Origin of the sequence: Streptomyces sp. NBC_01013 (assembly GCF_045162765.1) — a bacterium.
Classification (GTDB): Bacteria; Actinomycetota; Actinomycetes; order Streptomycetales; family Streptomycetaceae; genus Streptomyces.
In genome coordinates, this window is record NZ_CP108687.1 from 1,977,377 (window position 1) to 1,996,828 (window position 19,452).

Sequence of the window (19,452 nt, forward strand, 5' to 3'; positions counted from 1 at the left end):
AAGGCTAGGAGGGCCGTGTCCCCTACCGATCCCAGGTTCGCCCGCCTGTTCGTGGACGACGTACGCTCCCCCCATGCCGCCCCCGAGCCAGCCGACCGGTGAGCCCCGACCGCGCGCCATGGTCATCGAACAGGCCTGGCGGGACCTCGGACCGGGGCTTGAGGCGCTGAGCGGGCCCGCTGGGGCGCCGCTGACCCGGACGGTCAAGCTGATCGTGCTGCCGCTGGTCGTCAGGCCCGCTCTGCGTCCCGAACTCGGGGTGGACTTCCTGGACCCCGCCGAGGCCGACCGTCTCGCCGCGCTGATCAGGGGGTCCAGCACTCGTCTCGTGGCGACGGCGCAGTGGTTCACGCTCCTCAAGAAGGCCCGCAGGGCTCTGGGCGTCGTGGCGGGCCACCCCCAGGATCTCTACTTCCAACGGTGCTTCGAACTGGCGACCCAGCACGGCGCGCCCTCGGCCGGTGCGGAAGCGGTGGCCCGGGCCGTCGTCGAGGACGTGGCGGACGCGGACGGCGGACGCACGGTCGAGGCGCTGAAGAAGCATCTGGCGGACCCTGTACGGCGCGCCCGCCTCGACCAGGAGCTGACGGCCGCGTGGGAGAGCCGTCGAACGGTTCCGGCCTCGGACGTGGCCTCGGCAGTGGTGCGGGCGGCCGAGGTCCTGGAGCTGTGCGGGGCGCCGGGGCAGCCGGGAAGATCCCCGGCGTACCTGTCCATGATCGAGGCCGAGGACGGGAGGGCGTACGGCCGGGCCCTGTGGGCGCTCGCCGCCGGGGTCTGGGGCGGTACGGACCAGCCCTCGCACCTGGGACTGACCGCACGGCAGGTGCCGGCGTGCCCGGGGGTCGGCCGGGGCGCCTCGACCGCGACGCTTGCCGCGCCGCTGGACCGCACGCTCTTCGAGCGCCTCTTCCTGGTCCTGCAGTCGTCAGCCCGGCGCGAGGAACTGCCGGCGCTGCCGGAGCTCGTCGGGCGGGAGGTCGGCCGCAGTTGCGCTCCGCTCGGCCTGTACGACGAGAGCCTGCGCGTCACCGTCGTCCTCGGTGGGCGGCTCGCGGTCGGCCTCGATCCCCTGGGCACCGGGGAAGGCGCGCAGGGGCGGACCTCGGCCCACCGGGCCGTCAACAGCCGCTGGCGCCGGGAGGCTTCGGTCCTGCGTGCCCGCAGGATGACCGTCTCTCCCCGCCCCGATCCGGACGGCGGTGCCCTGGAGGCCCTCGCCCAGGACCTCCGTACTCCTTGGGCGGCCTACATGCGGCGCCTGTGGGTACGGCTGCACGGGCGGGATGTCCGCGACGCACCGCTGGGGGAAGTCGCGTCGGCCTGGGCGGTGCTCGACGGGGTCGCGCGCTCGGTGATGATGGATCACCGCGCCAGGGTCCGGTCGGCGCTGCGCGCGCTGTCGGCGACGCCTGGGACGGCGTCGGCCGCCGTGGCTGCGGCCGAGCCGGGGAGCGCGTGATGGCGGGGCCGGGGACGGAGGTCGATGTCGGCCGGGACGGGGACGGTACGATCCGGATCACCGCCGGGCCTTTTGCCGGACCCGACTTCACCCGGGCGGTCCTCGACGTCTCGGGAGCGGTGCTGTTCTGGCCCGTCCTCGCGGGCCCGGCGACCCTGCCGGTGGCCGAGGTGTACGACGTCCGGCGGGCGCAGCAGTGGCTGTGGGCGGTCTACGGCGAGCGCGTCGCCGCGGCAGTGCACGCGTGCGCCGCGGCGGACGAGCCGCCCTCGGTACGGGTGACGGCGTGCCCGACGGATTGTGCCGGCGCCGCTGCCCGGCTCGGCTTCGGGCACTGGGCTGCCCGGTGGTGGCCGGCGTCGTACGCGGACGGGATCGCGATGCTCGAAGCGGACGTGCTCGGACTGGAGTTGGCTGCTCTGACCCACCGATGCCAGCAGTTGTTCGACGACTTCGAGGACCAGCCCGACGACTGCGCGGCCGAACTGATCAAGGAGCACTGGGCCGCCCTCGACGCACTGACCGACTGGTGGCGCTCGGCAGCGCAACCGGCGGATCTGAAGCGTCACTTGGAGAGCGTCCTGCGGATGGTCGACGACGCGGCGGACTGCGCCGGGCTGGATGGGCCCCAGCTGCGCCGGCTCCGCGCGGCCCTCGACGCGCGGCGTTCGACCGGCACCAGGCCCGGCCCCGGCGCGCGGTTCGCCCGTCAGGACGGCTACGCCCTCGCGGCCGGCGTTGCCCCCACCCCCGGCGGCCGGGTGATCGCCCGGGGCACGGGGACCAACGACTGGCGTCGCTACCCGCCCGGGTTCGTCGACGCCGCCGAGGACGCGGTGTCCTGGACCGCACGCGCTCTCGGCGCACAGCGGCAGATCGAGATCGAGGCCGTCGCGCACGAGGCGGCGCCCGCCGCCGCCGCGTCCCTCGTCGCGGAGATCCAGGTGAACGGCGGTCGCCCGCACCGGGTGCCCCTGGCCAGACGGGACGACCTGTGGGTCGGCCGGGCAACTCTGGATCTCACCCCCGGCCCGACTCCGGTCCGGACCCTGCCACTCACGCCGACGCCGCCGCTCGTCGAGGTCGGTGTCCTGCTGCCCGGCTTCGACCCGGGCCCCGGCCTCGGCGGCCGCGACGACCGCGACGCGATCCGCGCCCTGGCCCGGCGCCGGCTGGCCGACGCCCTTCGGCCCCAGGAGTCCGAGACCTTCTCCGGGCCCTTCCTCGCCGAGATCGTCGCCGCCACTGCCACCAGTGAGGACTACTGACGGATGACGGACGAGAGCGACGCACCGGTACACCTGTACGGAGACCCGTTCGACAGCGGCTTCGCCCTGGCCCACGAGCATCACATGGCTGCGGACTACGAGACCGCGTACGCCGTCTACGAGGAGCTGCTCGCCCTGGCCGAGTCCCTGGAGGACTCCCCCGACGTACGGTTCCTGCGCGCGCACCTGCTGACCGATTTCACGAGCGTCCTCCTGGACGCCTCGGACTTTCCCGGAGCCGAGGAAACCGTCCACCGTGCTCGCGCCCTGCTCGACGGCATCGCGTCGGCGCCGATGGGGCCGCACGGGCGGCAACTGTGGCTGGAAATCCTCCTGCGGACACTGCTAGCCGGATCCGACCTGCTGCGCAGGACGGGACGTCTGGACCAGGCCCTGGCACGCCTCGACGAGGCGACGGCCCGACTGCCCGAATTCGATGATCCCGACGGACTGCGCGGCTCCGAGATCGGCCTGGGCCGGATGCTCCTGCTGATGGACCGGGGCGAGTGGGGAGCAGCCGAGGAGCAGGCCGCCCTCCTGCTGTCCACCACTGCGGCGACCGCTGCGGAGACCGTGCCACGCCTGCTGACCTCGCTCGGCGTGATCTGCTCCGCGACCGGCCGGTTCGACGAGGCCGAGGACTGCCTCGCCCGGGCGGACGACGCCTTCCGGGCGTTGGGGGACACCGGTGAGCAGCAGACACTGCTCGTGCACCGGGCGGGCATCGCGATACGCCGGGGCGAACTGGACCGCGCGGAGCGCCTGCTCGCCGAGGCGTCCGCGTTCTTCGAGGAACAGCGCAGGTCCGGCGAACTGGCGGTCTGCGAGCAGTCCCGGAGCTTCATCGCCGCCCAGCGCGGCGACACCGCGGGAGCGAGCGAGCTCATCGCGGCGAGCCTGGAGCGGTTCGCGCAACTCGGCGCCGCGGTCGCCGCCGCCGACGCCATGCTGCTCGGCGCCCAGCACTCGTACGAGCGGGGCGACATCGAGGCGATGAAGCGGCTGGCCCAGGATGCCCGCGATGTCTACCAGGCACGCGAGATCCACGAGCGGTGCGCCCAGGTCGACCTCCTGCTCGCCCGAACCCTCGAGGACCACCTGAACCGGACCGACCACGGCGACCACGAGCCCCGGTCCATCGACCACGCGCTCTCCCTCGCCGTCCCGGCCGCACTGACCCTGGCCGCCGCACGCCACGACTTCGTCACCGCCCACGCGCGCAGCCAATGGCTGGAACTGGCCGACGACGCCATGCGGTTGGCCTTCCGCCTCGCCGCACGCCGCCAGGACCAAGGGCTCCTCTTCGAACTGGTGGAACACCGGTGTGCGGGCGCGGCACTGGCCCGGGGCGGTCCGTCGGCCTCCGCCGCGTCCCCCGGGGGCACGGCCCTCTTTCCGGACGCGGGCAGGAAGGTGCACGGCTGCACCGACGGCGGTGCGATGACGCTGGACGGTGCGGCAGCCGAGGCGGCCGCCTCCGCGGGCCTGCGCGTCGCGCCGCCGCCGAAGGTGCGGATGTCGTCGGAATCCGGCCGGGTCGCGCTCCAGGAGTACATTGCGGCAGCCGAGTTCCGCTACCGGCGTCGCATCGTGGACGAGGACGAGGTGCCGTTCTGGACCACCGACGAGCTGACGAGCCGCCCGGTGGTCCAGATCCGGCTGGCCGACGCCGGTGACCTGTTCATGACCTGGACATGGGCCGGTGGCGCTCAGGGGTTCGGCACCGGCCAGGGGCCCGCCGCCGAAGTCGACCGTGCAGTGGCCGAGTTGGCCCACGCGCTGCCTGGGGCGGGACAGGGTGCGGAGGCCTTGCGCCGGGCGCTCACCACGGGCGCGCTGGCCGGACACGACACCGAGCACCGCCTCGCGCACACGCTCGCCGGGGCACTGTGGCCGCAGGAGCTGACGACGCAGATACGCCGCGTGTCCGAGCGTGCGGGCCGCCCGCTGGTACGCATCCAGCCCTCGCCCCGGGTCGCCCAGGTCCCCTGGGAACTGCTGGCCGTCGACGAGGGCGATGTCCGACTCATCGATCTGGCGGACGTGGTGACCACCGCGCCGACGTCACTGCGACGACAGAACACCGCCGGCCGTCCGGCGCGGGACACCGGCCCGGTCGTCCTCGTCCTCGACCCCCGGGTGCCGGGATTCCGCGCCGACTCCCCGCTCGGTTCGGTCCTGGGACCGCCCGGCTCGGATCCGGAGCTGCTGTCGCTGGTCCAGGACCGTCTCGACGCGGGCGCCGTCGAGCCGTCCCTCGGCGCCCCGGCGGAGGCGTTCCGCCGGACCGATCTGGACCGGGACTGGCTGAGCGGCGTGCTCCGCGCAGGGGCACGCCGGCTGATGTACGTCGGGCACGTCAGCGGGGCACCCGTCGAGGGCGGGCAGAGCGAGGACGGCACCCTCCATCTGTGCTGCGGCCCGGACAGCGCCGGCCTGACCGAGCCGGTGCGCACCCACCGCCCGCTGTCGGCCAAGGACCTCCTGCTGGGCACGCTTCCCGTGCGAGCGGACGGGGAACCGGGGGCGCTGATCTGGCCCGCGCCACCGCGTGTCGCTCTGATCGGCTGCGAGAGCGGCGGCGATCTGCGGTTCGCCGAGTCGTTCGGCCTGGCCACGGCCATGCTGCACAACGGTGCCGAACTGGTCACCGCCACCCGCTGGGTCCTGCCGACCAGCTTCGCGTTCCACCGCCTGGCCGGTCTGCCCGAGTCCCTCCGCCCCCTGTCGGAGGCGATCACCGCGGTCGACACCGCCCACGAGCACCTCGACCCCGTTCACCGGCTCGGCCGCTGGCAGCGCGAGCAACTCGACCGCTGGCGTGCGGGCGGCAGGATCGAGCACTCGCCCCTGCTGTGGGCGGCCCTGACCTGCATCGTCGTGTGACCGCGAGCGAGACGGCGCGGCGACGCCGACCTGCGCCGCGGCCGGGGAGTCCCGCCGGGAACCGGTACGACGGAAAGGTCCGGGACTCAGGCGGGGGCGATCGGCAGGACGTCCGGCGAGAGCGCGCCGGCATGCGCGGCAGCGCTCGTCATGCGGCGGCGGTGGTGACGCCGGCACAGCACCTCGTAGCCGACGTCCGCGGCAAGGCGGTTCACATCGCCGACGACGACCTGCTCACCTTCCATCACCATCACGCCGCCCACGGTTCGGGCATTGTGCGTGGCACGCGCCCCGCACCAGCACATCGCCTCCACCTGGAGCGCCTCTATCCGGTCCGCCAGCTCGATCAGCCGCTGCGAGCCCGGGAAGAGCCTGGCCCGGAAGTCGGTCGTGATGCCGAAGGCGAAAACGTCGAGGCCAAGGTCGTCCACGACCCGCGCGAGCTGGTCGACCTGCTCCGACGCCAGGAACTGCGCCTCGTCCACGACCAGGTAGTCGACCCTGTCGCCCTGCGACATCCGGCCCACGACGTAGGCGTACAGGTCCATCCCCGGCGCCGCCTCCACAGCATCCGTCACCAGACCGAGCCGCGAAGAAAGCTTTCCCTCCCCCGCCCGGTCGTCGCGCGTGAAGATCACACCCTGCAGACCCCGCGCCGCTCGATTGTGGATTCGCTGTAGCGCAAGTGTGCTCTTTCCGCAGTCCATCGTTCCGGAGAAGAACACAAGCTCGGGCATGAGGGGTTGAGCACCTTTCGGGACGGGCTGGAGGGTGGTGGAGGGGCTGGTACGGCCGGGGCTAGGTACGTACTTCGAGGAGCGGGACGAGCTGCTCGACGGGCGTCATCGAGCCGTGCATGCCGACCATCGCGGACTCGTGCGGCTCGTTGACGGACGCTGTGATCACCACGTCGTCGTGGGCCGCCGCGACCACGTCGCCGATCCTGCCGAGCACCCGCTCGTCGATCCGCGGGCCGAACCAGCCGGCCTCGACGGCCTCGTCACGGCCGGCCACCCAGAACTGTTCGCCGAGCACCTCGCGCCAGACCGTCAGCACATCGGCCTCGGCGCCGGGCACGGCGTAGACGTGACGGGCGCGGCCCTCGCCGCCGAGCAGGGCGACGCCCGCGCGCAGTTCCCAGTCCTCGTCGAAGTCGATCCGGGACTGTTCGTCGAACGGGATGTCGATCATTCCGTGGTCGGCGGTGATGTACAGCGCCGAACGAGGCGGGAGCTGCTCGGCAAGGCGTCGGGCGAGCCCGTCGACGTACATCAGCTGCCCCCGCCAGGCGTCGGAGTCGACGCCGAAGCGGTGCCCCTTGCCGTCGACCTCGCTGTAGTAGGTGTAGACGAGGGACCGGTCACCGGCGGCCAGCCGTTCGGCGGCGACGTCCATGCGTTCCTCACCGGTGAGCCGGCCGAGGAACGAGCCGCCGCTGAGCGCGACCTTGGTCAGCGGGGTCTGCTCGAAGGCGGGGGCGGAGACCTGGGCGGTACGTACTCCGGCGGCGTCGGCCAGCTGGAAGACGGTGGGATACGGCTGCCAGGCCTTCGGCGGTGTCCACGGCTTCCAGCGGAGCTGGTTCATCAGCTCGCCGGTCTCCGGGTTGCGGGCCGTGTAGCCGGGCAGGCCGTGCTCGCCCGGCGGGAGACCGGTGCCGACCGAGGCCAGCGACGTCGCGGTGGTGGCCGGGAACCCCGCCGTGACCGGGCGTCCCGTGCCGCCACGGGACGTGGGCAGGAGGGAGTGCAGGAACGGCGCCTCGTCCGGGTGCGCCTTGATCTGCTCCCAGCCGAGACCGTCGATGAGGAAGACGCAGTTGCGGTCGGCGGGGGTGAGCTCGGGGATCGCCGCGGTGAAACCGGGGACGCCCTGGCCCGCGACGAGGGTGGGCAGCAGGTCGGCGAGCGAGCCGCTGCCGTACTCCGGGACGGGAGCCGTGTCGACGGGCAGCAGCACCGGGTCCTGCCAGGCGGACTGGGCCATCAGCGCCCGGCCGCCGCGATGACGGCCGTCGCCTCGGAGAGTGCCTGGGCGAACGCGAGGGTCTGACGCACGGTGTCGGGGCCGTCGCCGGCCTCGCTGACCCGCAGGCTCAGATCGTCGGCGGTGGAGCTGCCGGTGTAGCCGTGGTCGGCCTCGCAGTTGGGGTCACCGCAGGCGGCGGGCTCCAGGTCGATCCGGGAGACCGCTCCCCAGCCGATCGTCAGGACGACCTCACGGGGCAGCGTGCCCGGGACGTACTTCTCCGGGTTGGCCACGACGCGGCTGACCACGACCGAGGAGATCCGGTCGAGCTTGACCGACTCGGTGGAGGTGGTCGCGTACGGCGTCGGGGAGCTGGTGTCGGCGTTCTGCTCGTCGGTGTGGCTGACGATGAAGCGGGTGTCGGTGAGCACCAGCACCGTGACGTGCCTGCGCACCTCGTTGGAGTCGAAGGTCGTCTCCTGGTGCACCAGGTACGAAGCGACCGGCTCACCGCCCACGGCGGCCTCCACCGCCTCGGCCACGAGGGCCGGGTAGTAGCCGCTGCGCTCGATCGCCGCGCGCAGCCCCTGGGTCGTCGTACCGGTCTTAGCCATACGCACCATCCTACGGGGGGCTGGTGGCTGCCGGGGACGTCCTGCCGCCCCCCGCCGGATGGGGGACGGGACGCGGCACGGGTCAGTAGTTGGACAGGCGGCGGGGGCCGAGGTCGGTTCGGGCGGGGGGCGGCGCGAGGCGGACGCTCGCCCCGAGGACGGTCAGCCCGTGGGTGGCGACCACGACCGGTTCCAGGGCGATGGAGACCACCTCGGGGTGGTCGTCCACCAGCCGCGACACCCGCAGCAGCAGTTCCTCCAGTGCGCCCGTGTCCACCGGCGTCGAACCACGCCAGCCGAAGAGGACCGGGGCCGCCCGGATGGACCGGATCAGGTCGGCGGCGTCGCGATCGGTGGCGGGCACCAGGCGGTGCGCGGTGTCGCCGAGGAGTTCGGAGGGCGCGCCGGCCAGGCCGAAGGAGAGGACGGCTCCGGCCGCCGGGTCGATGGTGGCCCGCACGACGGTGTCGACGCCGCGCGGGGCCATCGACTGCACGACGGGCCGGAGCTCTGCGGGCTTGCCGAGCAGGTCGGTCAGTTCGCCGTACGCCCGGCGCAGCGCGGCCTCCCCGTCGAGGTCCAGGCGGACTCCTCCCAGGTCGGCCCGGTGACGCAGATGGGGTGCGGTCGTCTTCAGCGCCACCGGGTAGCCGAGCCGGGCCGCCGCGGCCACGGCCTCCTCGGGGCCGGGGGCCGGGAGGGTGGGCCGGACGGTGATCCCGTAACAGGCCAGCAGTTCGCGGGCCTCGTCGTGGTCGAGGGGCCTGCCGCGCGGATCGGGGTTCCGGCCGAGCAGGGTGGCGATGAGGGCGCCCGCGGCCGGTCCGTCGATGGTGTCGTCGAGAAACTCGGGCACCTTTCCGGGTACGGCGGCCTGGCGTCGCCACTGGGCGTACCGCACGGCTTCGGCGAGCGCCCGGACCGCGCGTTCGGCGGCGGGGTAGGCCGGGATCCGGCCTGTGGCACGGGGGGCCCCGGGGCCGGCCGTGCCATCGGGGGCGGGGGCGGCTTCCTGGCCCGTCGCCCCGGAACCCTGCCCACCCGGCGGTGACGGGGCCGCGGTGGCGGGGCGCCCCGCCACCGCGGCGCCCGGCGGCATCGGGGCCGGACGCTGTTGCGCCACCGTGCTCGTCGCGGCGGCCAGGGCCTCCGCGAGGCCGCCGATCTCCACATGGACCACGGCCACCGGCTTGGCCGGACCGGCGGCGGCTGCCGCGTGCAGGGCGGTGGCCAGCACCTCCCCGTCGCCCGACTCCGCCTCGCCGTTCTCGCCCACCCACGGGATCGCTGTCACGACGACCGCGTCGCAGCCGTCGTCGGCAAGCGCCTCGGCCAGCGCGCCCCTGAAGTCCTGCGGAGTGGCGGCCGTGGTGAGGTCGATGGGCGGGCGCGGGCGCAGCCCCTCCGCCAGGCAGGCGTCGTACGTGAGCAGCCCGAGGGACTCCGAGTTGCCGAGGATCGCGACCCGTCCGCCGGCGGGGAGCGGCTGGTCGGCCAGGAGCAGGCCCGCGTCGACCATCTCCGTCACCGTGTCGACGCGGATCACGCCCGCCTGCCGCATCAGCGCGGAGACGGTCGCGTCCGGGATCCGGCTGGCGGGGACCGCGTGGCCGGGCGGCGCGGAACCGCTGTGCCGGGCGCCCTTCACGACCACCACCGGCTTCACGGCCGCGGTCCGCCGGGCGAGACGGGTGAACTTGCGGGGGTTGCCGAGCGACTCCAGGTACAGCAGGGCAACGTCGGTGTCCGGGTCCTCGTACCAGTACTGCAGGAAGTCGTTGCCGGAGATGTCGGCGCGGTTGCCGGCCGAGATGAAGGTGGAGAGCCCCGCGCCGCGCCGGTAGAGGCCGGAGAGCAGCGCGATGCCGATCGCACCGGACTGGGTGAACAGGCCGATGCGCCCGGAGGCGGGCCGTTCGGGTGCGAGGGAGGCGTTGAGCCTGACCGCCTCGGAGTTGTTGATGATGCCGAAGGCGTTGGGACCGATGATCCGCATGCCGTACGAGCGTGCCTGGCGCACCAGTTCGCGCTGGCGCTCGCGGCCTTCGGCGCCCCACTCGGCGTAGCCCGCGGACAGGACGACGAGTCCCTGGACGCCGTGTTCCCCGCAGTCCGCGACGGCTTCCGGCACCCGGCCGGCGGGTACGGCGACGACTGCGAGATCGACGGGTTCGCCGATCTCGCCGAGGGAGCGGTGGGCGGGCACGCCGTCGATCGTGGCCTGATCGGCGGCGAAAGCGCTGTTCACGGCGTAGGTGCGGCCCGTGAAGCCGGCGCCCAGCAGGTTGCGCAGGACCGTGCGGCCCACGCCGCCGGGGGTTCGGCCCGCGCCGATGACGGCGACGGAGCCCGGGGCGAGCAGCCGCTGCACGGAGCGGGCCTCCGCCCGGTGTTCCCGGGCGCGCTGGACGGCCAGGGATTCGGCGGTCGGTTCGAGGTCCAGGGTCAGATGAACGGAGCCGTCCTCGAAGCTGCGTTGCTGGGTGTACCCGGCGTCCCGGAACACCTTGATCATCTTGTTGTTGGCGGGCAGCACCTCGGCGGCGAAGCGCCGGATGCCGCGTTCACGGGCGACGGCCGCGATGTGTTCGAGCAGGGCCGAGGCGACTCCGCGCCCCTGATGCGCGTCCTGGACGAGGAAGGCGACCTCGGCCTCGTCGGCCGGGGCCGAGGCGGGCCGGCCCTGGGCGTTGATCCGGTCGTAGCGGACGGTGGCGATGAATTCACCGCCCACAGTGACCGCCAGACCCACCCGGTCGACGTAGTCGTGATGGGTGAAGCGGCGGACGTCCTTGGCGGAGAGCCGGGGGTAGGGGGCGAAGAAGCGGTAGTACTTCGACTCGTCGGAGACCTGCTCGTAGAAGCTGACCAGCCGGTCGGCGTCGTCCGTGGTGATGGGCCTGATGCGCGCCGTGCCGCCGTCGCGGAGCACCACGTCCGCCTCCCAGTGATCGGGGTAGGCGTGATGCGGACTCTGCTCCGGAGAGGGCTGCATGGGCAAAGCCTACGGCTCCGTCAGCGGTCGCGTGGGGACTGGGTCCGGGGCAGTCTGAGGGTGGCCGGGAGACGGTGGGACGCGGGCGGAGAAGGGCCTGCGGGTCGGCCCGGAGCATCGCGCACTGCATGAGAGACTGGTCTAGACAACCATTGATTCGTGAAGGGCAGAACCATGGCTGAGCGCCGCGTCAACGTCGGTTGGGCCGAGGGCCTGCACGCCCGCCCCGCTTCCATCTTCGTCCGTGCCGCCATGGCCTCCGGCGTGCCCGTGACCATCGCCAAGGCCGACGGCAACCCGGTGAACGCGGCCTCCATGCTCGCGGTGCTCGGGCTCGGCGCGGAGGGTGGCGAGGAGATCATCCTCGCCTCGGACGCCGACAACGCCGAGGCCGCCCTGGACCGCCTGTCCAAGCTGGTCGCCGAGGGGCTCGACGAGCTCCCGGAGACCGTCTGATCCCGCCGGATCACGGCTGCGCATTTCCCGCGAAAGAGCCGCGGCACCCTTGACGGGGGCCGCGGCTCTTTTTGTTCAGGCAGAAGCACGGGCCGCGTAAATCAATCCACAGCGGCGAATTAGGGCAGCGGAAAGAAGGCCCTCCGAAATGCCGGTTCTTTGTATACGGCGCAATTGTTAATGCCGGCCGCTCGGGGTGTTTACGGCATGTTGCGAAGTCCTCACCCGCCCGGGGCGGGAGACCGCGGCCGCCGGACGGCCGGGGCGGCGCAGCCGGTATTCGGCAATGGCCCGCTCGGCGTGCTGGGCGGTCAGGGCCCTCGCCCGGTCCGCGTCGCCGCGCGCCACGGCGTCCACGATCGCTCCGTGCTCGGCCCACGAATCGGCCGGACGGGCCGGCTGCTCGACCGCGTACATCCAGGCGGTCTTGTGCCGGAGCTGGGTGAGCATCGCAATCAGGCCGGGACTGCCGGAGGCCTGCGCGAGCGTCTCGTGGAACCAGCCACCCAGGGAGCGCAGGTCGTCGCCCTCCCCCCTGCGGGCACGCTCCTGACCGAGCCTGACCAGGCCGCGCAGCACCTTGAGGTGGGCATCCGTACGGCGGTGCGCGGCCCGGGCCGCACCCAGGGGCTCCAGGAGCATCCGGACCTCCAGGAGGTCGGCGGCCTCCTGCTCGGTCGGCTCGGCGACGCAGGCTCCGGCGTGCCTGCGGGTGACCACGAACCCCTCGGATTCCAGGGTGCGCAGCGCTTCCCGCACCGGGACGCGGGAGACCCCGTAACGGCGCGCGAGCACCTCCTCGGTGAGTCGGCTGCCGCGTTCGAAGACACCCGAGACGATGTCTTCACGGATTGCCGTGCATACCGAATGCGCCGGAATGCGCATGTCCGAACCTCCGCCTTAATCCCCGCGAAACGCGGCCGATCGACGCCTGTCCTGCGACTCTATTGCAATGCGGTCGCATTTCCGACGGCGGGTGGAAATTCATGAATATCTTTTGGTCCCCGGCCGTTCCCGCACGGCCGGTGCGGACCGGTGCGGCACGCGGACACGACGAAGGCCCCGGCGTGACGCCGGGGCCTTCACCGAGGGGTCCTGCGGTCGGTCAGACGGAGAGGCCGTGCGCGCGCAGGTAGGCGACCGGGTCCATGTCGGAGCCGTACGAGGGCGTGGTGCGGGCCTCGAAGTGGAGGTGCGGGCCGGTCGAGTTGCCGGTGGAGCCGGAGAGGCCGATCTGCCCGCCGGCTGCGACGGTCTGGCCGACGGACACGCCGATCGAGGAGAGGTGGCCGTACTGGGTGTACGTACCGTCCGTCATCCGCAGCACGATGTTGTTGCCGTACGCCCCGCCCCAGCCGGCCTCGACGACCGTGCCGGCGCCGACGGCCACGACGGAGCTGCCGGACGCGGCGTGGAAGTCGATGCCGGAGTGACTGCCGGAGGACCAGAGCGAGCCACTGGACTTGTATCCGGTGCTCACGTACGAACCGGCGACGGGGAGCTGGAAGGAGCCGAGCCGGGCGCGCTCGGCGGCGCGGGCGGCGCGGGCGGCGCTCTCGCGGGCCTCCTCGGCGCGGGCGGCGGCCTTCGCCTTCGCGGCAGCCTTGGCCTCCGCCTGCTTCTTCGCCTCGGCCTTCTTCTTGGCCGCGGCCTCGGCCTTCTTCGCGGCGACGTCGGCCTGGTGCTGCTGTGCGTCCGCCTGCGCGTCGATCCGGTCGGCGAGGGTGTCCTCGATGGCGATGACCTGGGTGAGGCCGGTGTCGCTGACGGCGGGAGTGCCGGATTCGGCGGCGAGGGCCGGGGAAGCCAGTCCACCGATGACACCGGTGGTGGCCAGGGTCGCGATGCCGACGGCCTTCGCGCCGCTGCGCGTCAGACGGTTCGGGGCACGGTGCTTCCCGGTGGCACGGGTGAACGCCATGAAGTGGCTGGTCCTTTCCTTCCTTCTCGCCTACCGGGTTAGCTGACGGGTTCGGAGCAGGAAGGTCTCCTACGGATTCCCCGGCCTCGTGGGAGGCACGCGGGCGTCCGATTCACCCCAGGGACTTCATGGGTCCCCGGCTCCCCAGGCTCGCGCCTGACGGGGACTCGGCGATGACTGCCCGGTACGTCACGGATGCGGCATACGAGTGGCGGACAGCCGAGCCGACGCTAGACGGGGGCGCTTCCCCCCACCAAACGGACAGGGCGCTTTGTAGCGCATCCCACAGGGCAGACAGGCAACCTCCCCCATAAAGCAGACAAAGCGGAAGGCCCTGGCGGAGACTGCTCCGCCAGGGCCTTCCGATTGCCTCGGTACCAGCCGAAATATCTGCCGGCTCAGCCGGTGACGACCGACACCTCACCGATGCCGAGTGCCCGGACCGGGTCGGCGATCTGCGCGGCGTCCCCCACCAGGACCGTCACCAGACGGTCCTCCGGGAAGGCGTTGACCACGGCCGCCGTCGCTTCCACCGTGCCGGTGTCGGCGAGGCGCGCGTAGAGCTGCGCCTGGTAGTCGTCCGGGAGATGCTGCTCCACCTGGTCGGCGAGGGTGCCCGCGACGGAGGCCGCCGTCTCGAACTTCAGCGGGGCGACACCCACGAGGTTCTGCACGGCCGTCTCGCGCTCGGCGTCCGTCAGCCCTTCGGCCGCCAGGGTCCGCAGGACCTTCCACAGGTCCTCCAGCGCCGGGCCGGTGGACTCCGTGTCCACGGAACCGCTGATGGCGAGCATCGCGGCGCCCGTCGCCCCGGAGGCGGAGTCCGGGGCGGAGGAGCGCAGCACCTGACCGAAGGCCCGCACACCGTAGGTGTAGCCCTTCTCCTCGCGCAGCACCCGGTCGAGCCGGGAGGTGAGCGTGCCGCCCAGGCAGTACGTGCCCAGCACCTGGGCCGGCCAGACGCTGTCGTGCCGGTCGGCGCCGATCCGGCCGATCAGCAGCTGCGTCTGCACCGCGCCGGGGCGGTCGACGATCACCACGCGGCCCGCGTCGTCGGCGGTGATCGGCGGGACGGGGCGGGGCTCAGCGGTGTTGCCCGACCAGTCGCCGACGGTGTCGGCGAGCAGCGCGTCCAGCTCGATGCCCGTGAGGTCCCCCACGACCACGGCCGTCGCGGTGGACGGGCGGACGTGGGCGTCGTAGAAGGCGCGCACGGCCGCGGAGTCGATCCGGGCCACGGTCTCCTCGGTGCCCTGCCGGGGGCGCGACATACGGGCCGTGGCGGGGAAGAGCTCCTTGGAGAGCTGCTTGGCGGCGCGCCTGGCCGGATTGGCCTGCTCGTGCGGGATCTCGTCCAGCCGGTTGCCCACCAGTCGCTCGATCTCGCTCTCGGCGAAGGCCGGCGCCCGCAGCGCCTCGGCGACCAGGCCGAGCGCCTTGGCCAGCCGGGAGGCCGGAACCTCCAGGGAGACCCGGACACCGGGATGGTCGGCGTGGGCGTCCAGAGTGGCGCCGCAGCGCTCCAGCTCGGCGGCGAACTCCTCGGCGCTGCGCTTGTCGGTGCCCTCGGACAGGGCGCGCGACATGATCGTGGCGACTCCGTCCAGGCCCTCGGGCTCGGCGTCCAGCGGTGCGTCGAGGAAGATCTCGACGGCGACGACCTGCTGGCCGGGGCGGTGGCAGCGCAGCACCGTGAGGCCGTTGGGCAGGGAGCCGCGCTCGGGTGCGGGAAAGGCCCAGGGCCTGGCCACACCGGGGGCGGGCTGCGGGTGGTACTCCATCGAAACTCCAGTCGCGGCAGCGTCGGTCACTTGTCCGCTCCTTCGTGCGCGTCGGTGTCGGTGGCGGCCTCGTCCGCCTCTTCGGCGGACTCGGCGGGCTCGAGGGGCTCGTAGACCAGCACCGCCCGGTTGTCGGGCCGCAACTGGGCCCTGGCAGCCGCCTTGACCTCCTCGGCGGTCACGTCGAGCACCCGGTGCACGGCGGTCAGGGCGAGCTGCGGGTCACCGAACAGCACGGCGAACCGGCACAGTTCGTCGGCGCGGCCCGAGACGGTACCCAGACGGTCCAGCCACTCGCGCTCCAACTGGGCCTGGGCCCGCTCCATTTCCTCGGGCGTGGGGCCCTCCTCGGCGAACCGGGCAAGCTCCTCGTCGACCGCGGTCTCGATCTGCGCCACCTCGACACCACCGGACGTCTTGACGTCCAGCCAGCCGAGCGAGGGCGCACCCGCGAGCCGCAGCAACCCGAATCCGGCCGCGACGGCCGTCCGGTCGCGGCGGACCAGGCGGTTGTGCAGCCGGGACGACTCGCCGCCGCCCAGCACGGTCAGCGCGAGGTCCGCCGCGTCGCACTCGCGGGTGCCGTCGTGCGGCAGCCGGTAGGCGGCCATCAGCGCACGCGCCGGGACCTCCTCGCGGACCTCCTCGCGCAGCTGGCCGCCGATGATCTCGGGCAGTGCCCCGTCGCGCGGCGGCTGCTTGCCGTCGTGCGAGGGGATGGTGCCGAAGTACTTCTCGATCCAGGCGAGCGTCTGCTCGGGGTCGATGTCACCGACGACCGAGAGCACCGCGTTGTTGGGCGCGTAGTACGTACGGAAGAAGGTCCGCGCGTCCTCGAGCGTTGCGGCGTCGAGGTCGGCCATCGAACCGATCGGGGTGTGGTGGTACGGATGGCCCTCCGGGTAGGCGAGGGCTGTCAGCCTCTCGAACGCGGTCCCGTACGGGACGTTGTCGTAGCGCTGGCGGCGCTCGTTCTTGACGACGTCGCGCTGGTTCTCCATCGACTCCTCGTCGAGCGCGGCGAGCAGCGAGCCCATCCGGTCGGCCTCGAGCCACAGGGCCAGCTCCAGCTGGTGCGTCGGCATCGTCTCGAAGTAGTTGGTCCGCTCGAAGCTGGTGGTCCCGTTGAGGGAGCCGCCGGCGCCCTGCACCAGTTCGAAGTGTCCGTTCCCCTTGACCTGGCCGGAGCCCTGGAACATCAGGTGCTCGAAGAGGTGAGCCAGACCGGTGCGTCCCTTGACCTCGTGGCGCGAACCGACGTCGTACCAGAGGCACACCGCGGCGACCGGGGTCAGATGGTCCTCGGAGAGCACCACGCGCAGGCCGTTGGCCAGACGGTGCTCGGTCGCTGTCAAGCCGCCGGAGCCGGCCTGGGCTGTGGCCGTGTGACCCATGGGCATGTACGTCCCTTCGATCGCGATACTGGTTTTACTGCGAGACCTGCCACTGTAAGCAAGCGCACCGACACCTGGCGAAGTTCCCGTGCCGCGAAAGTTAGCGGGAAAGAGGGTTCCGACCGCCTCGGGACGGGTGGAGAACGCCCTTTGGGACGGGTCGAGGTCCGGGTTGTCAGTGGGGCGGTCCACAATGGTGCGCGTCAGAACCTGAGGTTGCCCGAACAGAATCCGTGAAGGAGTCGCAGCAGCGATGGCCCGCCGCAGCACGAAGACCCCGCCGCCGGTCGACTTCGAGGAGAAGATCCTCGACATCGACGTCGTCGACGAAATGCAGGGCTCCTTCCTCGAGTACGCGTACTCGGTGATCTACTCACGGGCCCTGCCGGACGCCCGTGACGGCATGAAGCCGGTGCACCGCCGCATCGTCTACCAGATGAACGAGATGGGCCTGCGCCCGGACCGCGGCTTCGTGAAGTGCGCCCGCGTGGTCGGCGAGGTCATGGGTAAGTTGCACCCGCACGGCGACGCGTCGATCTACGACGCCCTGGTGCGGATGGCACAGCCGTTCTCCATGCGGCTCCCCCTCGTCGACGGGCACGGGAACTTCGGCTCGCTCGGCAATGACGACCCCCCGGCCGCCATGCGGTACACCGAGTGCCGGATGGCCGACGCGACGTCGCTGATGACGGAGTCGATCGACGAGGACACCGTCGCCTTCCAGTCGAACTACGACGGCCAGGAACAGGAGCCGGTCGTTCTCCCGGCCGCCTATCCGAACCTCCTGGTCAACGGGGCGACCGGGATCGCCGTGGGCATGGCGACGAACATGCCGCCGCACAATCTGGGCGAGGTCATCGCCGCCGCCCGCCATCTCATCAAGCATCCGGGCGCGGACCTGGAGACCCTGATGCGGTTCGTCCCCGGTCCCGACCTGCCGACCGGCGGCCGGATCGTGGGCCTCGGTGGCATCAAGGACGCGTACGCGGCCGGCCGCGGCTCGTTCAAGATCCGCGCCACCGTCGCCGTGGAGAACGTCACCCCGCGCCGCAAGGGCCTGGTCGTCACCGAACTGCCGTTCACCGTGGGTCCGGAGAAGGTGATCGCCAAGATCAAGGACCTGGTCTCGGCGAAGAAGCTCCAGGGCATCGCCGACGTCAAGGACCTCACCGACCGCTCGCACGGACTGCGTCTGGTGATCGAGATCAAGAACGGCTTCGTCCCCGAAGCCGTTCTTGAGCAGCTCTACAAGCTGACGCCGATGGAGGAGTCCTTCGGCATCAACAACGTCGCGCTGGTCGACGGGCAGCCGCTCACGCTGGGCCTCAAGGAGCTTCTGGAGGTCTACCTCGACCACCGCTTCGACGTGGTGCGCCGGCGCAGCGAGTTCCGCCGGACCAAGCGCCGCAACCGGCTGCACCTGGTCGAGGGCCTTCTGATCGCCCTGATCGACATCGACGAGGTCATCCGCCTCATCCGCTCCAGCGACAACTCGGCTCAGGCCAAGGAGCGGCTCATCGAGCACTTCTCGCTGAGCGAGATCCAGACCCAGTACATCCTCGACACTCCGCTGCGCCGGCTGACCCGGTTCGACCGGATCGAGCTGGAGAGCGAGCGCGACCGGCTCGACGCCGAGATCGCCGAGCTCACGGCGATCCTCGAATCGGACACCGAGCTGCGCAAGCTCGTCTCCACGGAACTCGCGGTGGTCGCCAAGAAGTTCGGTACGGACCGGCGCACGGTGCTGCTGGAGTCGGCCGGTTCGCAGGTCGCGTCGGTGCCGTTGGAGGTGGCGGACGACCCGTGCCGGGTGCTGCTGTCCTCGACCGGTCTGCTGGCGCGTACGGCCAACGACGAACCGATCGTCTTCGCCGAGGACGCCAAGCGGGCCAAGCACGACGTGATCGTGTCGGCGGTGCCCGCCACGGCGCGTGGCGACGTCGGTGTGGTGACGTCCACCGGGCGGTTGTTGCGGCTCGCGGTGATCGACCTCCCCCAGCTGCCGGACACCCATGCGGCACCCAACCTGTCGGGCGGGGCCATGGTCGGGGAGTTCCTCACGTTGGAGGCGGACGAGGAGGTCGTCTGCCTCACCACGCTCGACGAGTCCTCGCCGGGGCTGGCGATCGGCACCCTTCAGGGAGTCGTGAAGCGCGTGGTGCCCGACTACCCCGCCAACAAGGACGAGCTGGAGGTCATCACCCTCAAGTCCGGTGACCGGATCGTCGGCGCCGCGGAGCTGCGCACCGGCGAGGAGGACCTGGTCTTCATCACCTCCGACGCACAGCTGCTGCGATACCCGGCGGCGCAGGTGCGTCCGCAGGGGCGTCCGGCCGGGGGGATGGCGGGCGTCAAGCTCGCGGAGGGTACGGAGGTGCTCTCCTTCGCTGCGGTGGATCCGGCGGCGGACGCCATGGTGTTCACGGTCGCGGGCTCGCACGGCACGCTGGACGATTCGGTGCTGACCTGCAAGCTCACCCCGTTCGACCAGTATCCGCGCAAGGGCCGGGCCACCGGCGGGGTCCGCTGCCAGCGGTTCCTGAAGGGAGAGGACGTGCTGGTGTTCGCCTGGGCGGGGGCGACGCCGGCCCGGGCCGCGAAGAAGGACGGCACACCGGCCGCGCTGCCCGAGCCCGATCCGCGGCGCGACGGTTCGGGGACGCCGCTGGAGAGCCCGGCCGCGGTGATCGCCGGCCCCGTGTAGACA

At 72.2% G+C, this 19,452-nt stretch carries 13 protein-coding genes and 1 riboswitch; of the genes, 5 read left to right on the forward strand and 8 right to left on the reverse strand.

Annotation, left to right across the window (positions count from 1 at the left end; all coding sequences use genetic code 11):
• Positions 1–73 precede the first annotated feature (73 nt).
• The 3 genes from OG538_RS08455 to OG538_RS08465 are packed head-to-tail and all read left to right on the forward strand — an operon-like array spanning position 74 to position 5,616.
• The gene (locus OG538_RS08455) at positions 74–1,462 is read left to right on the forward strand and encodes a hypothetical protein (RefSeq protein ID WP_406091695.1); all 1,389 of its coding nucleotides are present in this window, start codon (positions 74–76) and stop codon (positions 1,460–1,462) included.
• A complete protein-coding gene (locus OG538_RS08460) occupies positions 1,462–2,730 on the forward strand; it encodes a hypothetical protein (RefSeq protein WP_406091697.1) in 1,269 nt (422 codons plus the stop codon). Before OG538_RS08455 ends, OG538_RS08460 begins: the two co-directional genes overlap by 1 nt.
• Positions 2,731–2,733: 3 nt before the next feature.
• Positions 2,734–5,616: a hypothetical protein gene (locus OG538_RS08465; RefSeq protein WP_406091699.1), complete on the forward strand. Its 2,883-nt coding sequence runs from the start codon at positions 2,734–2,736 to the stop codon at positions 5,614–5,616.
• Positions 5,617–5,702: 86 nt separating this feature from the next.
• Here OG538_RS08465 and OG538_RS08470 read toward each other — a convergent pair whose 3' ends face one another.
• The 4 genes from OG538_RS08470 to OG538_RS08485 form a co-directional block, all read right to left on the reverse strand.
• Positions 5,703–6,353 (reverse strand): thymidine kinase, encoded by a 651-nt coding sequence (locus OG538_RS08470; RefSeq protein ID WP_406091701.1) that lies wholly within the window; start codon positions 6,351–6,353, stop codon positions 5,703–5,705.
• A 61-nt stretch (positions 6,354–6,414) separates the two neighbouring features.
• Positions 6,415–7,602, reverse strand: a complete 1,188-nt coding sequence (locus tag OG538_RS08475) for an alkaline phosphatase family protein (protein ID WP_406091703.1) — start codon at positions 7,600–7,602, stop codon at positions 6,415–6,417.
• The gene (locus tag OG538_RS08480) at positions 7,602–8,198 is read right to left on the reverse strand and encodes a DUF5998 family protein (protein WP_406091705.1); all 597 of its coding nucleotides are present in this window, start codon (positions 8,196–8,198) and stop codon (positions 7,602–7,604) included. Before OG538_RS08480 ends, OG538_RS08475 begins: the two co-directional genes overlap by 1 nt.
• An 82-nt stretch (positions 8,199–8,280) precedes the next feature.
• Positions 8,281–11,193, reverse strand: a complete 2,913-nt coding sequence (locus tag OG538_RS08485; protein WP_406091707.1) for a GNAT family N-acetyltransferase — start codon at positions 11,191–11,193, stop codon at positions 8,281–8,283.
• Positions 11,194–11,367: 174 nt separating this feature from the next.
• Between OG538_RS08485 and OG538_RS08490 the strand changes: the two genes are divergently transcribed.
• Entirely contained in the window at positions 11,368–11,649 is a 282-nt protein-coding gene (locus tag OG538_RS08490) for an HPr family phosphocarrier protein (protein ID WP_406091709.1), read from the forward strand.
• 177 nt (positions 11,650–11,826) lie between these two features.
• Here OG538_RS08490 and OG538_RS08495 read toward each other — a convergent pair whose 3' ends face one another.
• The 4 genes from OG538_RS08495 to OG538_RS08510 all read right to left on the reverse strand — a co-directional run bounded on the left by OG538_RS08495 (position 11,827) and on the right by OG538_RS08510 (position 16,751).
• Positions 11,827–12,534 (reverse strand): GntR family transcriptional regulator, encoded by a 708-nt coding sequence (locus OG538_RS08495; RefSeq protein WP_406091711.1) that lies wholly within the window; start codon positions 12,532–12,534, stop codon positions 11,827–11,829.
• 220 nt (positions 12,535–12,754) lie between these two features.
• Positions 12,755–13,570 carry a M23 family metallopeptidase gene (locus tag OG538_RS08500; RefSeq protein WP_406091713.1) on the reverse strand — a complete coding sequence of 272 codons (816 nt, stop codon included), beginning with the start codon at positions 13,568–13,570 and terminating at the stop codon, positions 12,755–12,757.
• Positions 13,571–13,582: 12 nt separating this feature from the next.
• Positions 13,583–13,753, reverse strand: a riboswitch (cyclic di-AMP (ydaO/yuaA leader).
• Positions 13,754–13,968: 215 nt separating this feature from the next.
• Entirely contained in the window at positions 13,969–15,351 is a 1,383-nt protein-coding gene (locus OG538_RS08505; protein ID WP_406100026.1) for a M16 family metallopeptidase, read from the reverse strand.
• Positions 15,352–15,377: 26 nt separating this feature from the next.
• Positions 15,378–16,751: a M16 family metallopeptidase gene (locus OG538_RS08510; RefSeq protein ID WP_406091715.1), complete on the reverse strand. Its 1,374-nt coding sequence runs from the start codon at positions 16,749–16,751 to the stop codon at positions 15,378–15,380.
• 247 nt (positions 16,752–16,998) lie between these two features.
• Here OG538_RS08510 and OG538_RS08515 point away from each other — a divergent pair, with 247 nt between their 5' ends.
• Positions 16,999–19,449 carry a DNA topoisomerase (ATP-hydrolyzing) subunit A gene (locus OG538_RS08515; protein ID WP_406091717.1) on the forward strand — a complete coding sequence of 817 codons (2,451 nt, stop codon included), beginning with the start codon at positions 16,999–17,001 and terminating at the stop codon, positions 19,447–19,449.
• Positions 19,450–19,452 lie beyond the last annotated feature (3 nt).